The sequence below is a fragment of the Streptomyces purpurogeneiscleroticus genome, from assembly GCF_020024005.1.
GTDB classification, from domain to species: domain Bacteria; phylum Actinomycetota; class Actinomycetes; order Streptomycetales; family Streptomycetaceae; genus Streptomyces; species Streptomyces purpurogeneiscleroticus.
This window is the reverse complement of sequence record NZ_NHSG01000268.1, coordinates 1-20,179: the sequence shown is the minus strand read 5'-3', so window position 1 is coordinate 20,179 and position 20,179 is coordinate 1. Positions and strand designations below refer to the sequence as shown.

The following is a 20,179-nucleotide window of genomic DNA, read 5'->3' as shown; positions in this document are numbered from 1 at the left end:
ACCGTCGCACGCTCGCCCCGAGGGGTGACGCAGAAACCTCGTGCCGTGGGATGCTGGACGCTCGTGCCGTGGGATGCTGGATGCTCGGCCAAGGGGGTGTGGACATGGCTGATGGATCCCCGACCGCACGTCGGCATTTGGAGAAACCACCGCCCGATGCACCGGCATCGGATCCCCGGGTCACCACGCTCTCCATAGGGAGCATTGTGCTCGCCGCCTGCGTGCTGTTCCTGGTCGGCATGTTCCACGCCCTCGTGGGGCTGGCCGTCCTCATCGACCAGGAGATGCTGTCCCCGCCGGACAGCTACCTCTTCGCATGGGGTACGTACGGCTGGGGGTGGCTCCACCTCGGATTCGGCGTCGCGGCAGTGATCGCCGCAGTGAACCTGTTCAGCGCACGGCCCTCCGCCCGCGTCATCGGCATCGTCGTGGCGTTGCTGAGCGTGGTGAAGAACTTCTTCTTCGCGCCCTATTCCGGTATCTGGTCGGCGATCATCGTGGGCATGGACGTACTGGTCATCTGGGCCCTGACCCGCTACGGCCCCGAGCAGGCGCAGAAGGTGTACGGGGCACGCCCGCAGTGACGCAGTGAAGGGCGGGGCACAGACTCACCGGAGAACCAACACCGACCTGTTGATCACTGCGCCAGATCGAGAAACTCCCAGCGCGCTCCGGGCTGTGCACCGCTGAGCCATTTCCCGCAGTTCTGCAGGACCACCGGGCTCGAGGTGATGTGCTGGGTGCCTGTGCCGAGGTCCCGCAGGAACCGGTCGATCGGCCCGCGCCGGATCGCCGTCGTCCCCGCCCATCGGTGCACCGTCTGCCCCACGTCCTGCACGGTCCACGTCGCGTGATGGAGCGCCAGCCTGAGCAGTGTGTCCTGCTCGGTACTCAGCAACTCGCCCGCCTCCAGCGTGGCTTCGTTACCTTCCCATACCTCCATCGCCCACGCCCGCGCCGAACGAAGCCTGGCTTCGGCGGTCGCGTACTCCGCGTGGAACTGCGTGGTGTCGACGGCGGCGTTCCGCGTGCCGGATTTGGCCGCGGCGACCGACTTCAGTTCATCGAGCAGCCGCCGCCCGACACCGAGCGCCCAGCCGGTGTGCCCGATCGCGGCCATGTTGACCAGGCCGAGGCGGTAGATCGCGCCACCGTTCGCCGGGGTGGTCGTCGTGGCGCGGTAGGTATGCGTCGCCGGGACATGCACGTCGGCGCAGTGGTAATCGATACTGTGCGTCGCACGCAGCCCGAGTACATCCCAGTTGTCGACGAGCTCCACCTGCGCCTTCGGCATCGCCAGCACCCGCAGCTCCCCGGTGCCCTCGACCTGGATCGCGCTGTGGATGTGGGTGGCGTGCGCCATACCGGAGGCGAACTGCCAGGAGCCGCTCACCAGATAGCCGTCCTCCACCGGGACGGCCCGGCCGGGCCGGGTGCCGTGCCCGGCCAACAGCGCGTACTTCCCGCCCGCGACATCCGGGAACAGGTCGGCCGCCGCCACGCCATCGAGGTAGGCAGCGGTGGTGCCGGTCACCAACTGCAGTGCCATCATCGTCCAGCCGGCCGCGGCATCGTGATAGCTGATCCGCTCGACCGTCTCGATCAGTTGCCGCGGGGAGAACTCGTGGCCGCCGAGATTCTGCGGCAGCGCGGCCCGGACGGCCCCGGCGTCCAGCAAGGCCCGCGCGATGTCCTCGGTGAGCCTGCCGAGTTCCTCGGCCGCGCCCGCCTTCGCCTCGAGCGCCCCGCCGAGTGCGTCGATCCGCTCGAGCATCGCGGGAAATTCCGGGCTGACATGTAATCCGGCCGAGACCGACATGGCTGGTCGCTCCTCGTCATCAGCGTCAGTACTGAATCAGCGTCACCTTGGCGAGGGCAGCCGTACGCGGTGAAAACCTGCTTCGGGCGATCCCCCGCGTCGCCCGAAGCAGGTGTCTTGGCCGGATACCGCGCCGGGGTGGGGCCGGTGTCCGGTGACTCGCTGAGTATATTGGCCGAGAGCCAGTCAACGCAGGAGTTACAGCATGTCCCCCCGCAGCGCATCGGTCAACGAAGAATTGCGGCGGCGTTCCCGGGAACGGCTGCTGCAGGCGACGGTCGAGCTGGTGGACGAGCGGGGGTACGAAGCGACGACGCTGGGGGACATCGCGGAGCGGGCCGGGTCGGCGCGTGGCCTGATCTCGTACTACTTCCCCGGCAAGCGGCAGCTCCTGCAGTCCGCCGTGCACCGGCTGATGCATCTGTCCCTGGAGGCCGGGCTGAGCAGGGAGCCGTGTCCGGACGGGCCGGACGCCGGGCGCGAGTTGCTGGCCCGGGCGATCGACGCGATCCTGGGGCTGGCCCGGGACCGGCCGAAGCTGATGCGGACGCACATGGCGGGCATTCTGACCGCCGAGGGATTCATCCAGTGCCCCGAGCAGCAGCGGCTCGCGCAGCTGCTGCGGGACACGGTCGTGGCGTACGGCTCGGCCGACCCCGACACCGACTATCCGCTGCTGCGCGCGCTGCTCATGGGGGCCGTGGTCGCCGTACTGCTGCCGGGCGCGCCGATGCCGGTCACCCGGCTGCGGGGCGAGCTGTTCCAGCGGTACGGGCTGGACTGGGAGCTCGGCGCCCCGCCGGACGGTGACGACGGTCGAGAACCGTCCGGCGGGGTGCTGCCGGACCCCGGTGGCGCCCGGCCGGCGGTGGCCGGGCCCCGTCAGCAGTAGGCGGGATCCGTCAGCGGTAGTCGGGCTGGGTCTGGACGTTCAGTTCCGAAAGGCGGACCGAGCGGGCGCTGTCCGTACGGGGGTCGTTGATCTTCAGGACGTCGAACCCCTTGGCCATGTCGTTGGAGTAGATGTGGCCGTTGTAGTAGTACGCGGACCAGGAGCCGCCGCCGACAAGGGCGTCGGCGGAGATCGGGCCGCGCTCGAAGTAGCCGATCTCCTTGGGCGCGGTGGAGTCGGTGAAGTCCCAGATGGAGACGCCGCCCTGGTACCACGCCTGCACCATGATGTCGCGGCCCTTGACCGGGATGAGCGAACCGTTGTGCGCGACGCAGTTCTCGGTGTCGGCCTGGTGGCGCGGGATCTTGTAGTAACTGCGGAAGACGAGCTTGCGGTCGTCGCCCTTGCCGGTGATGTCGTAGATGCCGTCCGCGCCGCGGTTCGGGCCGATCCTCTCGTTGCAGGTCGCGGCCCCGCCGCCGCCCAGCTCGTCGGTGAAGACGACCTTGTTGCCGCTCTCGTTGAACGTGGCGGAGTGCCAGAAGGCGAAGTTGACGTTGTCCTGGACGCGGTCGATGACCTTGGGGGCGGCGGGGTTCTCGATGTCGAGCAGGATGCCGTCACCCATGCACGCGCCGGCCGCCAGCTTCAGCTTCGGGAAGGTGGTGAGGTCGTGGCAGCCCGTGGTCTTGGAGACGCCCGGGTTGGTGGGGCCGCCCGGGTTGCCGCCGTCGGGGAAGAGCACGGGGAAGTCGACGACCGCGGCCTTCTCGGGGGCCGAGCGCGGCACCTTGATGACGGAGATCCCGTCGTGCGGCGGCTTGCAGTCGGGGAACGTCTCGCTGGGCGAGTAGGAGGAGACGTAGACGTAGACGTTCTTGCGGTCGGGCGCGAGGGTGTGGGTGTGCGAGCCGCAGGCGGTCTCGACGGCGGCGACGTACTCGGGGTTCTCCTTGTCGCTGATGTCGAAGACCTTCATGCCCTCCCAGGAGGACTTCTCGGTCGCGGGCTGCGTGGTGCTGCTGCAGGAGTCGTCGCTGCGCGAGGAGTCGGTGGAGAGGAAGAGCAGGTCCCCGGAGACCGAGACATCGTTCTGGGCGCCGGGGCAGAGGACCTGACTCACGGTGCGGGGCGCGCTGGGCCGGGATATGTCGTAGATCGCGAAGCCGTCGTAGTTGCCCGCGAACGCGTACTTCCCCTGGAAGGCGAGGTCCGAATTGGTGCTCTTCAACGCCGTCTTGGGGAGGTTGGCGAGGTGCTGGACGTTGTCGCTGTGGACGATCTCGTCCACGCCGGGGATCTCGCCGTTCTCCATGGCCGCCTTGGTGTCGGCGCGCTGACTGCTGCTCACCTCCCGCTTTACGGGCGGGGAGTCGCCCGGGTCCGGGGTGGCGGCGGCCGGGCCGGCCGCGAACAGCGAGGCGACCAGGCCGCAGGCGGCCACGGCCGCGCGGAGGTGCCCGCGCCGGCCTGCGAGAAGCCGGCGTGCGAGTGGTCTTCGTACCGTTGGTGCCGTGGATCTGTGCGTCGACGACGTCACAGTGTCCTCCCTTGAATCCGTTCGGGGTGGGGAACGGTTGTTCTGGGCCTGGGTTTGACCCTGGGTAGTATCGCGCCGCTCATGTACATCTCAATAGGGGGCAATGAAGATGTCATTCGTGGGCAACGAACGGGCCGGTCTAGGACGGGAGTTCGCAGTGAAGCGTGCCGGGCGTGCCAGGAGATCCGCCGCCGGAGTCGTCGCGGCCGTCGCCGTCGCGGTCCTCGGGCTGAGCGGTTGCGAGGCGGGCGGCGGGCGGGCCGACGCGACCTCCGGCGACGCCGGGCAGCAGGTCATCGCGCCCGGGAAGCCCGGCGAACCGGCCCGTACGCTCTCCGCCGACGAGGCGCGCAAGGAAGTCGGCGACGACTCGCCGAACTCCGCCGACTTCTCGTACCTCCAGATGATGATCGAGCACCACCGGCAGGCCCTGGTGATGACCGAACTCGCGGACAAACACGCCGAGTCGGCGACGGTACGGCGGATCGCCGTCCGGATCGACGCCGCCCAGCGGCCCGAGATCGACGCGATGAAGGGCTGGCTGACGACGCACGGCGGGCCGCGCGAGCAGCACGGGAAGCACGGGAAGCACGGGAAGCACGGGCACAAGGACCACGCCGACATGCCCGGCATGGCGACCGACGCCCAGCTCGACCGGCTGCGCGCGGCCCGTGGCGAGCGCTTCGACGCGCTCTTCCTGAAGCTGATGATCACCCACCACCAGGGCGCGGTGACCATGGCGACGGAGGTGCTCTCCGACGGCAACAACGTCCGCGTGGAGGAGATGGCCACCGACGTCATCGCGCAGCAGACGGCCGAGATCGACCGGATGCGGAAGGCGGCGCCATAGCCCGCCGCGGGGCTTGGTGTCCGCTGCGGCGGGCGGGGCGGCGCAGGCGCGTGTTTCGGATCTTTCCCGGGGCGTTTTGCGCCACCCCAGACGGCACATCCGCGCGGCACACTCCCCTCTGCCGCACAGTGGTGCGATCCTGGAGACATCCCGCGGAAGGGGCCTCCCAGTGCTTCGTGTCGCAGTGATCGGATCGGGACCGAGCGGGGTCTACACCGCTCAGGCTCTCGTCCAGCAACAGGCCGTCCCGGACGTCGAGGTGTACGTCCTGGACCGGCTGCCATGCCCGTACGGACTCGTGCGGTACGGCGTGGCGCCCGACCACGAGAAGATCAAGAGCCTGCAGCAGACGCTGCGGACCGTACTCGAACATCCACGGGTCCATTTTCTGGGCCATGTGGACGTCGGCACGGGCGGGCTCGACCACGCCGAGCTGCGCCGTATCTTCCACGCGGTGGTGTACTGCGTGGGCGCCGCCACCGACCGGCGGCTCGGCATCCCGGGCGAGGAGCTGCCGGGCAGCCGTTCCGCCACGGAGTTCGTGTCCTGGTACAGCGCGCATCCGGACGCGGCGGCGGCCGGCGGCTTCGCGCTCGGCAGGTCGTCCGCCGTGGTCATCGGCGTGGGCAACGTCGCCGTCGACGTGGCGCGCATCCTCGCCCGCGCGGCCGGCGACCTGGTGCCGACAGATGTGCCGCAGCCCGCCCTGGAGGCGCTCGCGGGCAGTGGTGTGCGCGACGTCTGGATGGTGGGGCGGCGCGGCCCCACGCAGGCGAAGTTCACCACGAAGGAGCTGCGGGAGCTGGGCGCGCTGCCCGGCGCCGATGTGGTGGTACGCCCCGATGAGCTGGCGATGGACCCGGCGTGCGGCGCGGACCCGGGCGCGCTGCCGGCCGTGGTGCGCCGCAATGTCGACGTGCTGCGCGAGTGGTCGCAGCGGCCGGTACCGCCGCCGGACAGTCCTCGGCGCCGCATCCACCTGCGGTTCTATCTGCGCCCCGCCGAGCTGATCGGCGACGCGCGGGACGGCGTGCGGGCCGTGCGGTTCGAGCGGACGGCGCCGGACGGGCAGGGCGGGGTGCGCGGCACCGGGCAGTACGAGGACATCGAGGCGGGGCTGGTGCTGCGCTCGGTGGGGTACCGGGGCGTGGCGCAGCCGGGGCTGCCGTTCGACGCGGAGACGGGGACGGTGCCGAATGCGGAGGGGCGGGTGCTGCGGGACGGCACGCCGTGTCCGGGCGAGTACGTCGCCGGTTGGATCAAGCGCGGGCCGACCGGGGTGATCGGTACGAACCGGCCGTGCGCGAAGCAGACCGTCGGCGCGCTGCTCGAAGACGCGCCGGGGCTGGCCGGACGGGAGCTGCCGGAGGATCCGGTGGCGGCGCTGCGGCGGGCCGGGCAGCGGCCGGTGCCGTGGCCGGGCTGGCTGGGAATCGAGGCGGCGGAGGCGGCGCTGGGCCAGGAGCTGGGGCGTACGACCGTCAAGATCCCGGACTGGGAGGGGCTGCTGGACGCGGCGCGGGCGGGGCGGTGAGCGGACGGCGGCTCACCGCCGGGCGCACGGGGAACGCCGGCACAAGGACGCTCACCGCCGGGCCCACGGGGAGCGCCGGCGCAAGGATGCTCACCGCCGGGCCGGCGTGACCAGTCCCGCCCGGTCGGCGATCACCGCGGCCTGTACGCGGTTGAGGCCGCCCAGCTTCCCGAGCAGCGCGCTGACGTGGTCCTTGACCGTGCCGTGCGCCAGGTGCAGGCGCAACGCGATCTCGCCGTTCGACAGGCCCTCGCCGACCAGCGCGAGCACCTGGCGTTCGCGGTCGGTGAGGCCGCTGACGCTGCGCGCCGCGGACTTGTCCGGCTGTCCGCCGAGGTAGCCGCCGATCACGGCCGGGGTGACGCCGGGGGCCAGTACCCGGCCGCCGTCGGCCAGTACGCGTACGGCGTGCACCAGTTGCTCGGGGGCCGTGTCCTTGAGGAGGAAGCCGGCGGCGCCCTCGTGCAGCGCGGCGCCGAGGTACTCCTCGCCGTCGAACGTGGTCAGCATGGCGGTCTTCGGAGGCTGCGGCAGATCGCGCAGCCCGCGCAGGACGGTCAGGCCGTCCACGTCGGGCATCCGGATGTCCAGCAGCAGCACGTCCGGGCGGTGGGCGAGCAGCGTGGCCCGCGCCTCGGCGCCGCCGCAGTCCGCGACCACCTCGATGTCGGGCGCCGAGCCGAGGATCAGCCGCAGCCCGGAGCGGACCAGTTCCTCGTCGTCGACGACCACGACCCGAATCACCCGAGCTCCTCGTTCCCGCTGCCGGCCGCCGGTCCGGAGGTCCGCGCGGCGCTTCCCGCGGTCGAGGTTACGGCAGGTAAGGGGCGTGCGAACGGGACCTGAAGACGAGATCGCGGGCCGCCCGCCCCCGCCGGTCGGCGGGGGCCGGGAGGAGTACCGGGGCTTCAGGCCCGGTGGGTCAGGCGCGGCCGGTCGCGGCCGCTCCCGCGCCGGCGCCGAGACCGGCCGCCGCCTGCCGCCGGGCCGCGGTGAGGACGGCGTCCAGCAGGCCCGGGAAGAGGGCCTCCAGGTCGTCCCTGCGCAGCGCGTTCATCTTGGCCGTGCCGCGGTACGCCTGGGTGATCACGCCGTGTTCGCGCAGCACCCGGAAGTGGTGGGTGAGCGTCGACTTGCTGACGGGCGCGTCGAAGACCGAGCAGGAGCACTCCCCTTCGGCCTCGTCCAGCACCAGCACGATGCCGAGGCGGACGGGGTCGGCGAGCGCGTGCAGCACGTCCTCCAGCCGGATGGCGTCGCGGCTCGGGTGCCCCAGCACGCGCGGGGCGCCCCCGGACGGCGTCGAGGTGGCGGGCATGACGGCTCCTGTCGGTCGGCGCACGAGGGCCGGGCGCGAATGTACGAGACTCATCGTACTTCGCGGCCGCCCGCCCCGCCAAGGGATGCCCTCGCGCACACCGCACCCCTCCCCCGGGCGTGGCGTGTTTCCGTCGTGTTCCGGCGCGGAAGATCCGGGTGAACTCGTGCCGCACCCCTTGCCAAGGCGAGATCGTACGTGTTCGGATTATCTCCATCGGGACGCGCCGACCGGCGCGTCACCGCAGATCAGAGCATGATCAGAGCATGTTCGGCGGGCTCCTCACGCATGCCTGCGCACGGTTGCGCAGGCACCTGCCCGCCCCGCACGACGCACTCCACGGGCTCCCGAGCGAGCCCACGTCCCGTACGTTCCCCCGTACGTCCTTGGAGGACCCGTGTTCGATCTTTCCTCCGTCGACCTGCTCGACGCCTTCACCCGCGAACTGCGCCTGTGCAAGCTCCGCAGCGACGAGCACGTCGTCGTTCTCGCCGAGCCGGGCAGCCGCGGCGACTACGTGGCGGCCGCCTTCGGCGCCGCCAAGGCGTGCGGCGCCCACGTCATCGCCGCCACCGTGCCCGGCGGCACCCCGGCCCCCATGCCCAGCACACACACCGGCGCGGGCCCGGGCCTGACCTCCGTACTGAACGACACCACCGCCCAGGACCTGCTGAAATCCGCCGACCTGGTCGTCGACCTGACCCGCGAGGGGTTCATCCACGCGCCCGTGCAGCAGGAGATCCTCAAGGCGGGCACCCGCATCATCTTCGTCTGCGACGCTCCTGACGTCCTCATCCGGAACCTTCCCGAAGAGGCGGACAAGGCGGCCGTACTGGAAGGCGTCGAGCTGCTGAAGCGGTCGTCCGTCATGCGGGTCACCTCCGCCGCGGGCACCGACCTGACCGTGCGGCTCAGCGGCTCGAAGCCGGAGTTCCAGTGCGGCTTCGCGGACGATCCGGGGCGCTGGGACCACTGGCCCAGCACGATGGTGCTGTGCTGGCCGGAGATCTCCGACGGGCGCATCGTTCTCGGCGAGGGCGACATCCTGCTGCCGTTCAAGGAGTACGTACGGGAGCCGGTCACGCTGGAGGTCGCCGCGGGGCACATCGAGAAGGTGAGCGGGGGCGCCGAGGCCAAGCTGCTGGACACCTTCTTCGAGGACGCGGACGACAAGTGGGGGCGCAGCCTGTCCCACATGGGGTGGGGGCTGATGCGTACGGCGGACTGGTTCGCCACCGCGATGTACGGCAAGGACGAGCTGATGGGCATGGACGCCCGGGCCTTCGCGGGCAACTTCCTGTGGTCCACCGGACCGCATCCGGTGCTGGGCCGCGAGTCCTACGCCCACCTCGACATCGCCATGCGCGGCTGCACCGTGTCGGTCGACGGCACCGACGTCGTGGTCGACGGCCGGCTCACCGACGACGGCTGACGGGCCCGAGTCCGCGTACCCCCCGACATCGCCTTTGGAGGAGAAGTGGTGCCCAGTCAGTCGTACGAAGTCACCGTCGTCGGCGGCGGTCTCGGCGGCATGACCGCCGCCCTGGCCCTGCGCCATCAGGGCCTGCGGGTCACCGTCCTGGAGCAGGCGCCGCAGCTGGGCGAGGTCGGCGCGGGCATCCAGACCGCGCCCAACGCCAGCCGGATCCTCCTCGGGCTCGGCCTGCGCCGACAGCTGGAGGCCATCCACACCGAGCCGCTGGACCAGGTCAGGCGGCGCTGGGAGGACGGCAGCGTCATCGGCCTCACGTCGCTGGGGCAGCACTGCAAGGACCGGTACAACGCGCCGTACTGGCACTACCACCGGGCCGATCTGCACCGCGTGCTCATGGACGCCTGCCTCGACCCGGCCGGTCCCGGCCCCGTGGTGCAGGTCCACACCTCCAGCCGGGTCGCGGAGCTGGACCGGTCCGACCCCGCGCGCCCGGTGGCCGTCACCGACGACGGCCGCCGGTACGCCGGGGACGCGCTGATCGGCGCCGACGGCATCCGCAGCCGGGTGCGCGACCTGATGGGCGCGGCGGACACGCTGGAGTTCTCCGGTGAGATGGCGTTCCGGGCGCTGATCCCCGGCGATCTGATCGCGGCCGACCCTGCCACCCGCTGGCTGGTCGACCGGTACCAGAGCACCATCTGGTACGGCCCGGACCGGCATCTGGTCCACTACATGATCCGGCGCGGGGAGTTCCTCAACGTCGTCGCGTGCGTGCCCTGCACGGACGAGGTCGCCGAGAAGTGGACCGTCGCCGCGACCACCGAAGATCTCGTGGCCGCGTTCCCCGGGTGGGACGACCGGGTGCCCGCGATGCTCTCCAAGGCCAAGGAGGACGTCAGCTGTTTCGCGCTGTACCACCGGCGGCGGGATCCGGTCTGGATGGACGGCCGTGTCGCGCTGCTGGGCGACGCCTGCCACGCCATGCTCCCGTACCAGGCGCAGGGCGCCTCGCAGGCGATGGAGGACGCGGCGGTACTGGCGGAGGAGCTGGGCGGGGTGAACACGGGCGACATCGAGGCGGCGCTGCGGCGCTACGTCTCCCGGCGGGCCAAGCACGCCGGGATGGTGCAGGACGCCTCGCTGCAGAACAAGACCTTCTACCACTTCCCCGACGGGCCGGAGCAGCGCGCCCGGGACGAGAAGCTCCGGCGCTTCGAGGGCGAGTCGGACCTGTCCTACGAGTGGCTGTGGGGCGGCACCCCGCTCCACGACCCCGACGCCGTCGCCTTCTCCTATCAGTTCGCCCGCTGACCCGACCCGGCTGTCCCTTGGAGCGACCATGAAGACAGGCGATCAGATCGTCCAGGATCTCCCGTGGAGATGGGGGGTCCAGGGCCGGATCTTCCTGATCGGCGGCCTCGGCTACCTCTTCGACGCGTACGACATCGCGCTCAACGGCTTTCTGATGCCGCTGGTCGGCGCGCACTACGACCTCTCGCTCGGCGCCCGCGGCCTGGTGGCCACCGCCAACCTGGTCGGCATGGCCGTCGGCGCGGTGGCCTGGGGCGCGGTCGCCGACCGCATCGGCCGCAAGAAGGCGTTCAGCGTCACCCTGCTGATCTTCGCGGTGTTCTCGGTGCTCGGCGCCTTCGCCCCGGCCTACCCGGTCTTCCTGGCGCTGCGCTTCCTGGCCGGCATCGGGCTCGGCGGCTGCATCCCCGTGGACTATGCGCTGGTGGGTGAGTTCTCCCCGCGGAAGTACCGGGGGCGGGTGCTCACCGCGCTGGACGCGTGGTGGCCGGTGGGCGTGACGCTGTGCGGCCTGGTGTCGACCATGATGCTGCCGCTGGACGGCAACTGGCGGTGGATGCTCGCCACGATGAGCCTGCCGGCGCTGCTGCTCTTCTGGGTGCGCCGCGGGGTGCCCGAGTCGCCGGTCTACCTTTCGAAGAAGGGCCGCGAGGCGGAGGCCCGTGCCGTCATCGACGACCTGGTGGCCCGCACCGGCGCGCCCGTCGAGCCGTATGTGATCCCGGTACCGGTGGCCGAGGAGCGGACGCGGGGCCCGCGGGCCGCGCTCGAACAGCTCGTCGGACTCTGGCGGTTCAGCCCGCGGATCACCTCCGCCGCCTGGCTGCTCTTCGCGACCGTCATGCTCGTCTACTACGCGGCGCTGAGCTGGCTGCCGTCCATCCTCAAGGAGCAAGGGCTCGGCGACACGGCCGCGTTCATGAACACTACGCTGATGAGCGGCGTCGGCATCGTGGGCGTACTGGTCTCCACCGCGCTGGTGGACCTGGTCGGCCGCAAGTGGCTGATCGGCGTCTCGGCGCCGGTCGCGTCCCTGGCGCTGGTGGTCTTCGCGCTGGTGCTGAAGATGCCGACCGGCTCGGTCGTGGCGATCGGCGCCTTCGGCTTCCTGATGCAGCTCACCATCCCGGCGATGTACGCGTACGTCGCCGAGCTGTACCCGACGCGGCTGCGGGCGAGCGGCTTCGGCTGGGCCTCGTCCGTCAGCCGGGTGCTCACGGGATTCGCGCCGATGCTGTTCGGTTCGGTGCTGTGGCCGGTGCTCGGGCTGCCGCTGACCTTCACGGTTCTCGCCCTGGCGGTACTGCTCGCGATCGGCTGGATGGCGGTCGCGGCGCCCGAGACGAAGGGCCGCGCGCTGGACGACGTGGACTCGGACGCCCAGCGGCCCGTGCCGGCCTAGCCGCCCACCGCACTGAGAGGAGGATCATGAAACCCGCCCCCTTCCGCTACCACCGGGCCCGCAGTGCCGAGGACGCCACCCGGCTGCTGGCCGAGCTCGGCGCCGACGCGAAGGTCATCGCCGGTGGCCAGAGCCTGGTCGCGATGATGAACTACCGGCTGGCCCGCCCGGCCCACCTGGTCGACATCGGCGGCCTGCGCACCCTCGACCACCTGCGCACGGATGCCGACGGCGGCCTGCACATCGGGGCGCTGACCACGCACCACACCGTGGAGACCGCCCCGACGGACGTCCTGGAGCCGGGGTTCGGCGTGCTGCGCCGGGCCATGCGCTGGATCGGTCATCTGCCGATCCGGACCCGCGGCACGGTCGGCGGCAGCCTCGCGCACGCCGACGCCACCGCCGAATGGTGCCTGCTGGCCGTCGCGCTCGGCGCCGAGCTGGTGGCCGAAGGGCCGCACGGCCGCCGCCGGATCCGCGCCGAGGACTTCTTCTTCGGGTACTACACGACCGCGCTGGACCCCGGGGAACTCCTTGTCGAGGTCGTCTTCCCGCGCCCTGCGCCGCACGCCGCGCTCACCGAATTCGCCGAGCGTCAAGGGGACTTCGCGACCGTGGCGGCCGTCGTCGACCTCGACGCCGAGGACGGCACGGTACGCGGCGGGCGGGTGGCGCTGGGCGGCGTGGCACCAGCGCCGGTACGGGTTCCCGAGGCGGAGGCCGTGCTGGCGGGCGGGGGTACGTTCGCCGAGTGCGCGGCCGCCGCGGCCGACGCGAGCGATCCGCCGGGCGACGCCAACGGCAGCCCGGAGTACCGCCGCCACCTCATCCGCACTCTTGTCCAGCGCGCCTGCGAGGAGGCGATGACACCGTGACACCCCGTAGTACGGAGGACCGGCTGGTCGGCCGGTCGGTCGCCCGCCGCGAGGACCCGCGGCTGCTCACAGGGCGTGGCCGGTTCGTCGACGACATCGCGCTGCCCGGCATGCTGCACGCGCAGTTCGTCCGCAGCACCGTCGCACACGCCGAGGTCACCGCCGTCGACCTGAGCGCGGTACGCCAAGTACCGGGCGTGGTCGCGGCGTTCACCGCCGAGGATCTGGGGCTCGGCGACATCACCGCCCGGCTGGACCGCCCGCTCACCGAGTTCGTGCCCACGCCCATGCCGGTCCTCGCCCGGGACCGGGTCCGGTACGTCGGCGAGCCCCTCGCCATCGTCATCGCACGGGACGCGTACGCCGCCGAGGACGGCCTGGAGGCGGCCAGGGTGAGTTATGCACCCCTCTCCCCTGTGACCTGCGAGGACCAGGCGCTCGCCGAGGGCGCCCCGCTCCTGCACGACGAGGCCCCGCGCAACACCCTCGTCGACGTCTCCCTTTTCGCCTCCGAGGGCATCGACGCAATCTTCGCGGCCGCGCCGTGCGTGGTGCACGTCGACTCCCGCACGGGGCGGCAGAACGCGCTGCCGCTGGAGACCCGCGGCACGGTGGCGCACTGGGACGACCGCGAGGAGCAGCTCGTACTGGAGACCTGTACGCAGGTCCCGCACCAGGTGCGCACGGTCGCCGCGCGCTGCCTGGGCCTGGACGAGCGGGCCGTACGGGTGCGGGTGCCGGACATGGGCGGCGGCTTCGGCCTGAAGTGCGTCGTCGGCCGGGAGGAGATCGCCGCCGCTGCCGCCGCACTGCGGTTGCGTCGCCCGGTCAAGTGGATCGAGGACCGCAAGGACGCGCTGACCGCGTCGTTCCTCGCCCGCGAGCAGCACTACGACGTACGGGCCGCGTTCGACGCCGAGGGCCGCATCCTCGGACTGGACGCCGACGTGGTGTGCGACATGGGCGCGTACTCCTGCTACCCCTTCACCGCGGGCATCGAGCCGCTGATGGCGTCGGCGGAGATGCCCGGTGTGTACCGGGTGCCCGCCTACCGGGTGCGCGGCCGGGCGATCACCACCAACAAGGCGCCGACCGCGCCGTACCGCGGGGTCAGCCGTCCGCAGTACGTGATGGTCGTCGAGCGGCTCTTCGAGCGGGCAGCGCGTGAACTGGGTCTGGACCCCGTCGAGATCCGCCGCCGCAACGTCATCACCGACTTCCCCTACACGGGCGTCAACGGCATCACCTACGACCCGGGCTCCTACCGGGAGGCGCTGGACCTGTGCGAGCGGACCGTGCGGGAGGAGGGCTGGTACGAGAAGCAGGCGGCGGCTGCGGCAGAGGGGCGCCACCTGGGTATCGGCTACTCCTGCTTCAGCGAGCGCACCGGCTACGGCTCCGCTGCCTTCGCGCAGCGGAAAATGGAGGTGGTCCCCGGCTTCGATCTCTCCGAGGTCCGGATGGACACCAGCGGCGCGGTCACGGTCACCACCGGCACGATGAGCCACGGCCAGAGCCACGAGACGACCATGGCGCAGATCGTCGCCGACGAACTGGGCCTGCCGCTGGCGAAGGTGAAGCTGCACCAGGGCGACACCGACCGGATCACCTACGGCTGGGGCACTTTCGCCAGCCGGTCCATCACCGTCGGCGGCAGCGCGGTCCGGCTGGCCGCCGCCGAGCTGGGGAAGAAGCTCCGCCGGATCGCCGCGGCCCGCTGGGGCGTGGCTCCGGAGGAGACGGAGTGCGGCGAGGGACTGGTCCGCCGGCGCGACGACCCTTCCGTGTCCCTCACGTACGAACAGCTCGCCGAGATCGCGTACCTCAAGGCGCATCTGCTGCCGAAGGACATCGCGCCGGGGCTGACCGGGACCGCCGCGTTCGATGTCTTCAACGACGGCACGTTCTCCAACGCCACCCATGCCTGCGTGGTGGAGCTGCACGAAGGCACCGGGCAGGTGGAGATCCTGCGGTACGTGTGCGTCGAGGACTGCGGCGTGGCCATCAACCCGCAGGTGGTGGAGGGCCAGTGCCGGGGCGGCATCGCGCAGGGCATCGCGGGCGCGCTGTTCGAGCAGGTGACGTACGACGCGCAGGGCGAGCCGTCGGCGACCGGCTTCATGGACTACAAGGTGCCCACCGCGCACGAGATCCCGGATGTGGCGATCCACCATCTGGAGACGCCGTGCGCGTTCACGGAGACCGGCGCGAAGGGCGCCGGCGAGGGCGGCACGATCGGCGCGCCGGCCGCCGTGCTGAACGCCGTCAACGACGCCCTGCGCGGCACCGGCGTCGAACTGAACCACACCCCGATCACGCCGGAGGCAGTACACCACGCACTGCGGCGGCAGCGGACCCTGGAGCACACCCGATGACCGATCCGATGACCGATGCAGCGACCGATCTGCAGTTGATGACTCTTGATGTCAACGGCGAGGAGCACGAGGTGCTCGCCGAGTCGCGGCGCACCCTCGTGGACGTGCTCCGGCACGATCTGCGGCTGACCGGCACGCATGTCGGGTGCGAGCACGGGATCTGCGGCGCCTGCACGGTGCTGGTCGACGACCGTCCCGTGCGGGCCTGCCTGATGTTCGCGGCACAGGCGGAGGGGGCGCGGATCCGTACCGTCGAGTCCCTGTCACAGGGCACGGGCGCGTGTGAACTCAGCGATTTGCAACGGGCGTTCAGCGAGCACCACGGGCTGCAGTGCGGCTTCTGCACGCCCGGCTTCCTGATGCTCGCCGAGGGGTTCCTCGCCGAGCGGCCGGATGCCACGAAGGAGGAGATCCGCGAGGTGGTCGCGGCCAACCTGTGCCGGTGCACCGGCTACCAGACCATCGTCGAGGCCATCGACGGCTGTGCGGCGGCCCGCCGGCGCGCCGGGAAGGAGAAGTGAACCGATGCAGCTGACCAACACGGTTTCCGTGAAGGCACCGCCGGACCGGGTCTTCGCACTGCTCAACGATGTGGAGCGGGTCGCGTCCTGCATGCCGGGCGCCGCGCTCGGCGGGCAGGACGGGGACGCCTGGCAGGGCCGGGTGACGGTCCGGGTCGGCCCGGTCACGGCGGCGTACGCGGGGACCGTACGGTTCCTGGAGGCCGATGCCGGGGCGCGGCGGCTGCGGGTGCAGGCGCGCGGCGCCGACACGCACGGCAGCGGCGACGCCGAGGCCGAGGTCACGCTGGTGGTGGCGGAGGCGCCGGAGGGCGCGCTGCTGCGGCTGGACACGGACCTGGTCATCCGCGGGAAGATCGCGCAGTTCGGGAAGGGCGCGATCGGGGCGGTCTCGGACCGGATCCTGCAGCAGTTCGCGCAGAATCTGGGGAGCCTGCTGGATCAGGAGCGGGTGCCGGCGGGTCCGTCTCCGGTACCGGCTGCCGCGGGCTTCCAGGCCGCACCGGCGCAGGCGGCTCCGGCCGTCCCGGCGGCCCCCGAGCTCGACGGCCTCTCGATGATCGCGGGGCCGGCCCTGGCCAAGTACGGCCCGGTCGCCGCCGCCTTCGCCTTCGGCCTGTTCGAGGGCTGGCTGCTCGGCCGGATGGCCGGGCTGCGCCGCGAGCTGAAGGCGGTGCGACGGGCATGAGCGCGAGCCGGTACGGAACGGCCACCGACGCAACGTACGACCGGGCCGGCTTCGGCGCACCCGTGCGCCGCGGCAGCCGCCCCGCGATCGTCGTCGTCGACCTCACCCGCGGTTTCACGGAGGACGCCTTCCCCTCCGGGGCGGACCTGACCGAAGTGGTCCACTCCACAGGTGAGTTGATCGAGGCGGGGCGGGCCGCCGGGGTCCCGGTCGTCTTCACCGCCATCGCGTACACCCCCGCCGAGGCGTCCGGCGACAGCATCACCTGGCTGCAGAAGGCACAGGGGATGCGCGCCTTGCGCGAAGGCAGTGAGGCGGTCGCCCTCGATCCCCGGCTGCCGCGCCGGCCGGAGGATCACCTGGTGGTCAAGAAGGGCGCGTCGGCGTTCTTCGGCACCTCGCTCGCGGCGACGCTGACCGGCCTGGGCTGCGACACGGTCCTGGTGTGCGGCGCGACCACCAGTGGCTGTGTGCGGGCGACCGCGGTGGACGCGGTGCAGTCCGGCTTCCCGGTCCTCGTGCCGCGGGAGTGTGTCGGCGACCGCGCGCCCGGGCCGCACGAAGCGAACCTCTTCGACATCCAGGCGAAGTACGGCGACGTCATCGGGCTCGCCGAAGCGGTCGACTACCTCAAGGAACTCCCCATGCCGCAGCACGATCAGGACTGGCGGGACCGGCAGGACGGGCAGGACCAGCGGTCGATCAGCCGGGCCGCGTCGGCGGACCTGGCCGACCTCCCTGCTACCAGTCGCTGGGGACGCTCCGGCGCCGCCCGGCTGCACGTACTCGACTACGGCGGGCCCGGCGTGCCCGTGGTGATCCTGCCCGGTATCACCAGCCCGGCCGTCACCATGGACTTCGTCGCGCGTGAACTCACGGACCTGGTAAGGCCGTTGGTGGTGGATGTCCGGGGGCGCGGGCTGTCGGACGGCGGCGGTCGGTACACGCTGGAGGAGTACGCGGAGGACACCGAGGCCGTGATCGAGGGGCTGGCACTGGACCGGCCGGTGGTCTTCGGGCACTCGATGGGCGCGCGGATCGCGGCGGTCACCGCGGTGCGCGGCAAGGTGCCGCTCGGCGGCACGGTGCTCGCCGATCCGCCGATGAGCGGGCCCGGCCGGGGCCCGTATCCGACGCCCCTGGACGCGTTCCTCGGGCAGCTCGCGCAGGCCGTGCGCGGCACCGACGCCGATGAGGTGGCCGCCTCCTGGCCGCGCTGGCCGCGGCGGGAGCAGGAGCTGCGGGCCCGCTGGCTGAGCAGCTGCGAGCGGGAGGCGATCGTGGCCACGCACCGCGGCTTCGAGACGGAGGACTTCTTCGACTGGTGGCCGTCGGTACCGGGGCCGGTGGCGCTGCTGTACGGGGCCGACAGTCCGGTGGTCACGGCCGAAGGGGCCGCGGAGGCCGCCGCTGCGCTGCCCTCCGCCGCCCTCACGGAGATCCCGGACGCCGGCCACATGATCTTCTGGGACAACCCGCCGACGGCGCTCGCGGCCCTCCGGTCTGCGCTCACCACCATGCTGTGATCCGCGCCCCGAGCTGCGGAGACGGCATCGAGCCCGGCAATGCGGCGTGATTGAGTTGGCCCATGGCTGACGACACCGCTTCCGTAGAACCTTCGTCCGGGGCCCCCAAGGTCCCCACGGCCCTCACCGCGGCGCCCGGCTACCAAGTACGCCGCCTCTACCAGGCGTATCTCGCGGTGTGGGTGCGGGCCGTGGACCCGACGCTCACCGGGCCGCAGTTCGCGGTGCTCACCGCGGTGGACGCGGCGCCGGGCCACGACCAGCGGTCGATGGCGTCGGCCGTGGCCCTGGACACCTCGACGATGGCGGACGTGGCCCGGCGGCTGGAGAACCGCGGGCTGCTCGTCCGCCGCACCGCCGCCGACGACGGCCGCCGCAAGCTGCTGTACCTGACCGAGGAGGGCGAGCGGACCCTCCACGACGCCCACGCGCGCGCCCGCGAGCTGGACGAACGGCTGCTCGCGCCCTACGGCGCGGATCAGCGCGCCGACCTCATGGAACTGCTGACCTCGCTGGCCGACCACTGGGAGGGCCTGGCCAGAGAGTCCTGACCGCACCCGTCCGGCACGGGTGACCGACACGCACCACCGCGAGGAGAGACCCGTGACGGACGACCACACCGGCCTGACGGACCACCACATCGGCATGATCGTGCCGAGCTCCAATCTGACGATGGAGACCGAGCTGCCGCGCATGCTGCGGGACCGGGAGCGGGCGCGGCCCGGCGACCGCTTCGTCTTCCACAGCAGCCGGATGCGGATGCAGCACGTCACGCCCGAGCAGCTGCGCGGCATGAACGCGCAGACCGAGCGGGCCGCGCTCGAACTCGCCGACGCCCGCCCCGACGTCGTCGCCACCGCCTGCCTGGTGGCGATCATGGCGCAGGGCCCGGGGTACCACTGCACGGCCGAGGCGGAGATCACGAAGGCGCTGCGCGGCCAGGGCGCGCAGGCGCCGGTGATCTCCAGCGCCGGTGCGCTGCTGGACGGCATCGCGGCGCTGGGCGCCCGCCGGGTCGCGCTCCTCACGCCGTACATGAAGGACCTGACCCGGCTGGTCGTCGACTACATCGAGGACGCGGGCGTGGAGGTGGTCGACGCGATCGGCCTGGAGGTCCCCGACAATCTCGCGGTCGCCCGGCTCGCCCCGGAGGACCTGCGCGACCACTGGCGGAAGCTGGACCTCGGCCGGGCCGACGCGCTGGTCCTCTCCGCGTGCGTGCAGATGCCGTCGCTGCCGGTGATCCAGCCGGTCGAGGACGAGGCGGGGCTGCCGGTGCTCTCCGCGGCCACCGCCACCACGTACCGCATCCTCACCGAACTGGGCCTGGATCCCTTCGTACCGGGTGCGGGGCGGCTGCTCGCCGGGGGCTGAGGGCTATGCGGCACCGGCGCGCCGCCGCTGCCACCAGTGGCGGCGCCTGGGGTGGACGGCGCGGCCGAGGCGGCGGCCGAGCAGGACGTAGCCGAGGAGCGCGCCAGTGGTGTTGAGGATGACGTCGTCGATGTCGAAGGCGCGCCCGGTGACCAGGGCGCCCTGCACCAGCTCGACCAGCAGCATGACCAGTGCGGTCACCACGATCACCCGCAGCAGCCCGCGCGCCCGGGGCGCCACGACCGGCAGCAGCAGCCCGAAGGGCACACCGAGCACGATGTTCCCGCCGAGCTGCTTGACGGTGTCGACGAACGCGGGCTGCCCGAGGTAGTCGCGCAGGGTGTCGCCGGGCCGCAGATTGGTGTGCGCGAGCGCTTCGGAGGCCGCCGACGGCTGGAGGGTCAGCCGCGCCAGTACGGCCCCGAACGCCACCATGACGGCGAACGCCAGCAGCATCACCAACGCCCGGACGGGCGGCGGGAGTGGTGCCCCGCCGCCCGTCGCCGGCCGGCCGCGCTTCTTCTTCCCGGCGTTGCTGCGCCGGAGTGACCGCGCCGACCGCGCCATGGAGACCCCTCGCTTCAGGTGGACCTGCCGGAGTTGGTCTGTACGACGCTTCGGTTACCCGTGGGGCGGCAGGGCATGCGCGTCCTCGCGGGGCGCGGGGGTCTCCTCGGGCGCTTCGGATGCTTCGGATGCCTCGGACGGGGCGTCCGGGG

Annotated in this window: 19 protein-coding genes and 1 pseudogene; 15 read left to right on the top strand and 5 right to left on the bottom strand. The window is 71.9% G+C overall.

Annotation, left to right across the window (positions count from 1 at the left end):
• The first annotated feature begins 104 nt into the window (after positions 1–104).
• Positions 105–584, top strand: coding sequence for a DUF7144 family membrane protein (locus CCS38_RS17375; protein ID WP_223734189.1), 480 nt, complete (start codon positions 105–107; stop codon positions 582–584).
• Positions 585–637: 53 nt separating this feature from the next.
• Here CCS38_RS17375 and CCS38_RS17370 read toward each other — a convergent pair whose 3' ends face one another.
• Positions 638–1,819: an acyl-CoA dehydrogenase family protein gene (locus tag CCS38_RS17370; RefSeq protein WP_223734188.1), complete on the bottom strand. Its 1,182-nt coding sequence runs from the start codon at positions 1,817–1,819 to the stop codon at positions 638–640.
• 205 nt (positions 1,820–2,024) lie between these two features.
• On the opposite strand from CCS38_RS17370, the gene CCS38_RS17365 reads away from it, so the two are divergent.
• Positions 2,025–2,711, top strand: a complete 687-nt coding sequence (locus CCS38_RS17365; RefSeq protein WP_223734187.1) for a TetR/AcrR family transcriptional regulator — start codon at positions 2,025–2,027, stop codon at positions 2,709–2,711.
• 10 nt (positions 2,712–2,721) lie between these two features.
• Here CCS38_RS17365 and CCS38_RS17360 read toward each other — a convergent pair whose 3' ends face one another.
• Entirely contained in the window at positions 2,722–4,155 is a 1,434-nt protein-coding gene (locus tag CCS38_RS17360) for an LVIVD repeat-containing protein (RefSeq protein ID WP_223734186.1), read from the bottom strand.
• Positions 4,156–4,354: 199 nt separating this feature from the next.
• Here CCS38_RS17360 and CCS38_RS17355 point away from each other — a divergent pair, with 199 nt between their 5' ends.
• Both CCS38_RS17355 and CCS38_RS17350 read left to right on the top strand, forming a co-directional pair.
• Positions 4,355–5,101 carry a DUF305 domain-containing protein gene (locus CCS38_RS17355; protein ID WP_223734185.1) on the top strand — a complete coding sequence of 249 codons (747 nt, stop codon included), beginning with the start codon at positions 4,355–4,357 and terminating at the stop codon, positions 5,099–5,101.
• Positions 5,102–5,270: 169 nt separating this feature from the next.
• Positions 5,271–6,635: an FAD-dependent oxidoreductase gene (locus CCS38_RS17350; RefSeq protein ID WP_223734184.1), complete on the top strand. Its 1,365-nt coding sequence runs from the start codon at positions 5,271–5,273 to the stop codon at positions 6,633–6,635.
• A 90-nt stretch (positions 6,636–6,725) separates the two neighbouring features.
• Here CCS38_RS17350 and CCS38_RS17345 read toward each other — a convergent pair whose 3' ends face one another.
• Together CCS38_RS17345 and CCS38_RS17340 are read right to left on the bottom strand one after the other, a co-directional pair.
• Positions 6,726–7,379 carry a response regulator gene (locus CCS38_RS17345; protein ID WP_223734183.1) on the bottom strand — a complete coding sequence of 218 codons (654 nt, stop codon included), beginning with the start codon at positions 7,377–7,379 and terminating at the stop codon, positions 6,726–6,728.
• 178 nt (positions 7,380–7,557) lie between these two features.
• Positions 7,558–7,953, bottom strand: coding sequence for an ArsR/SmtB family transcription factor (locus tag CCS38_RS17340; RefSeq protein WP_223734182.1), 396 nt, complete (start codon positions 7,951–7,953; stop codon positions 7,558–7,560).
• A 397-nt stretch (positions 7,954–8,350) separates the two neighbouring features.
• Here CCS38_RS17340 and CCS38_RS17335 point away from each other — a divergent pair, with 397 nt between their 5' ends.
• The 11 genes and pseudogenes from CCS38_RS17335 to CCS38_RS17285 all read left to right on the top strand — a co-directional run bounded on the left by CCS38_RS17335 (position 8,351) and on the right by CCS38_RS17285 (position 19,460).
• Positions 8,351–9,385: a 2,5-dihydroxypyridine 5,6-dioxygenase NicX family protein gene (locus CCS38_RS17335; protein WP_223734181.1), complete on the top strand. Its 1,035-nt coding sequence runs from the start codon at positions 8,351–8,353 to the stop codon at positions 9,383–9,385.
• A gap of 45 nt (positions 9,386–9,430) precedes the next feature.
• Positions 9,431–10,699 carry an FAD-dependent monooxygenase gene (locus CCS38_RS17330; RefSeq protein ID WP_308050822.1) on the top strand — a complete coding sequence of 423 codons (1,269 nt, stop codon included), beginning with the start codon at positions 9,431–9,433 and terminating at the stop codon, positions 10,697–10,699.
• 28 nt (positions 10,700–10,727) lie between these two features.
• Positions 10,728–12,101 carry an MFS transporter gene (locus CCS38_RS17325; protein ID WP_223734179.1) on the top strand — a complete coding sequence of 458 codons (1,374 nt, stop codon included), beginning with the start codon at positions 10,728–10,730 and terminating at the stop codon, positions 12,099–12,101.
• Between the two features lie 26 nt (positions 12,102–12,127).
• Positions 12,128–12,976: an FAD binding domain-containing protein gene (locus CCS38_RS17320; RefSeq protein ID WP_223734178.1), complete on the top strand. Its 849-nt coding sequence runs from the start codon at positions 12,128–12,130 to the stop codon at positions 12,974–12,976.
• A complete protein-coding gene (locus CCS38_RS17315; RefSeq protein WP_223734177.1) occupies positions 12,973–15,351 on the top strand; it encodes a xanthine dehydrogenase family protein molybdopterin-binding subunit in 2,379 nt (792 codons plus the stop codon). Before CCS38_RS17320 ends, CCS38_RS17315 begins: the two co-directional genes overlap by 4 nt.
• Positions 15,352–15,359: 8 nt before the next feature.
• Positions 15,360–15,872: a (2Fe-2S)-binding protein gene (locus CCS38_RS17310; protein ID WP_223734176.1), complete on the top strand. Its 513-nt coding sequence runs from the start codon at positions 15,360–15,362 to the stop codon at positions 15,870–15,872.
• 4 nt (positions 15,873–15,876) lie between these two features.
• Positions 15,877–16,560 carry an SRPBCC family protein gene (locus CCS38_RS17305; protein ID WP_223734175.1) on the top strand — a complete coding sequence of 228 codons (684 nt, stop codon included), beginning with the start codon at positions 15,877–15,879 and terminating at the stop codon, positions 16,558–16,560.
• Positions 16,557–17,204: pseudogene (locus tag CCS38_RS17300) on the top strand (isochorismatase family protein); the annotation flags it as partial. The gene CCS38_RS17305 and the pseudogene CCS38_RS17300, both read left to right, overlap by 4 nt.
• A complete protein-coding gene (locus CCS38_RS17295; protein ID WP_223734197.1) occupies positions 17,205–18,086 on the top strand; it encodes an alpha/beta fold hydrolase in 882 nt (293 codons plus the stop codon).
• Positions 18,087–18,148: 62 nt separating this feature from the next.
• Entirely contained in the window at positions 18,149–18,637 is a 489-nt protein-coding gene (locus CCS38_RS17290; protein ID WP_223734174.1) for a MarR family winged helix-turn-helix transcriptional regulator, read from the top strand.
• A 73-nt stretch (positions 18,638–18,710) separates the two neighbouring features.
• A complete protein-coding gene (locus tag CCS38_RS17285) occupies positions 18,711–19,460 on the top strand; it encodes a maleate cis-trans isomerase family protein (RefSeq protein ID WP_308050823.1) in 750 nt (249 codons plus the stop codon).
• A gap of 3 nt (positions 19,461–19,463) precedes the next feature.
• Here CCS38_RS17285 and CCS38_RS17280 read toward each other — a convergent pair whose 3' ends face one another.
• On the bottom strand, positions 19,464–20,027 hold the full coding sequence (locus CCS38_RS17280) for a VanZ family protein (RefSeq protein ID WP_223734173.1): 564 nt from the start codon (positions 20,025–20,027) through the stop codon (positions 19,464–19,466).
• Positions 20,028–20,179 lie beyond the last annotated feature (152 nt).

Bases quoted from the DNA above. Each gene is read 5' to 3' on its own strand.
- CCS38_RS17365 (WP_223734187.1), top strand. From the start codon at position 2,025: ATGTCCCCCCGCAGCGCATCGGTCAACGAAGAATTGCGGCGGCGTTCC.
- CCS38_RS17375 (WP_223734189.1), top strand. From the start codon at position 105: ATGGCTGATGGATCCCCGACCGCACGTCGGCATTTGGAGAAACCACCG.
- CCS38_RS17295 (WP_223734197.1), top strand. From the start codon at position 17,205: ATGCCGCAGCACGATCAGGACTGGCGGGACCGGCAGGACGGGCAGGAC.
- CCS38_RS17280 (WP_223734173.1), bottom strand. From the start codon at position 20,027: ATGGCGCGGTCGGCGCGGTCACTCCGGCGCAGCAACGCCGGGAAGAAG.
- CCS38_RS17355 (WP_223734185.1), top strand. From the start codon at position 4,355: ATGAAGATGTCATTCGTGGGCAACGAACGGGCCGGTCTAGGACGGGAG.
- CCS38_RS17290 (WP_223734174.1), top strand. From the start codon at position 18,149: ATGGCTGACGACACCGCTTCCGTAGAACCTTCGTCCGGGGCCCCCAAG.
- CCS38_RS17320 (WP_223734178.1), top strand. From the start codon at position 12,128: ATGAAACCCGCCCCCTTCCGCTACCACCGGGCCCGCAGTGCCGAGGAC.
- CCS38_RS17340 (WP_223734182.1), bottom strand. From the start codon at position 7,953: ATGCCCGCCACCTCGACGCCGTCCGGGGGCGCCCCGCGCGTGCTGGGG.
- CCS38_RS17310 (WP_223734176.1), top strand. From the start codon at position 15,360: ATGACCGATGCAGCGACCGATCTGCAGTTGATGACTCTTGATGTCAAC.
- CCS38_RS17370 (WP_223734188.1), bottom strand. From the start codon at position 1,819: ATGTCGGTCTCGGCCGGATTACATGTCAGCCCGGAATTTCCCGCGATG.
- CCS38_RS17305 (WP_223734175.1), top strand. From the start codon at position 15,877: ATGCAGCTGACCAACACGGTTTCCGTGAAGGCACCGCCGGACCGGGTC.
- CCS38_RS17325 (WP_223734179.1), top strand. From the start codon at position 10,728: ATGAAGACAGGCGATCAGATCGTCCAGGATCTCCCGTGGAGATGGGGG.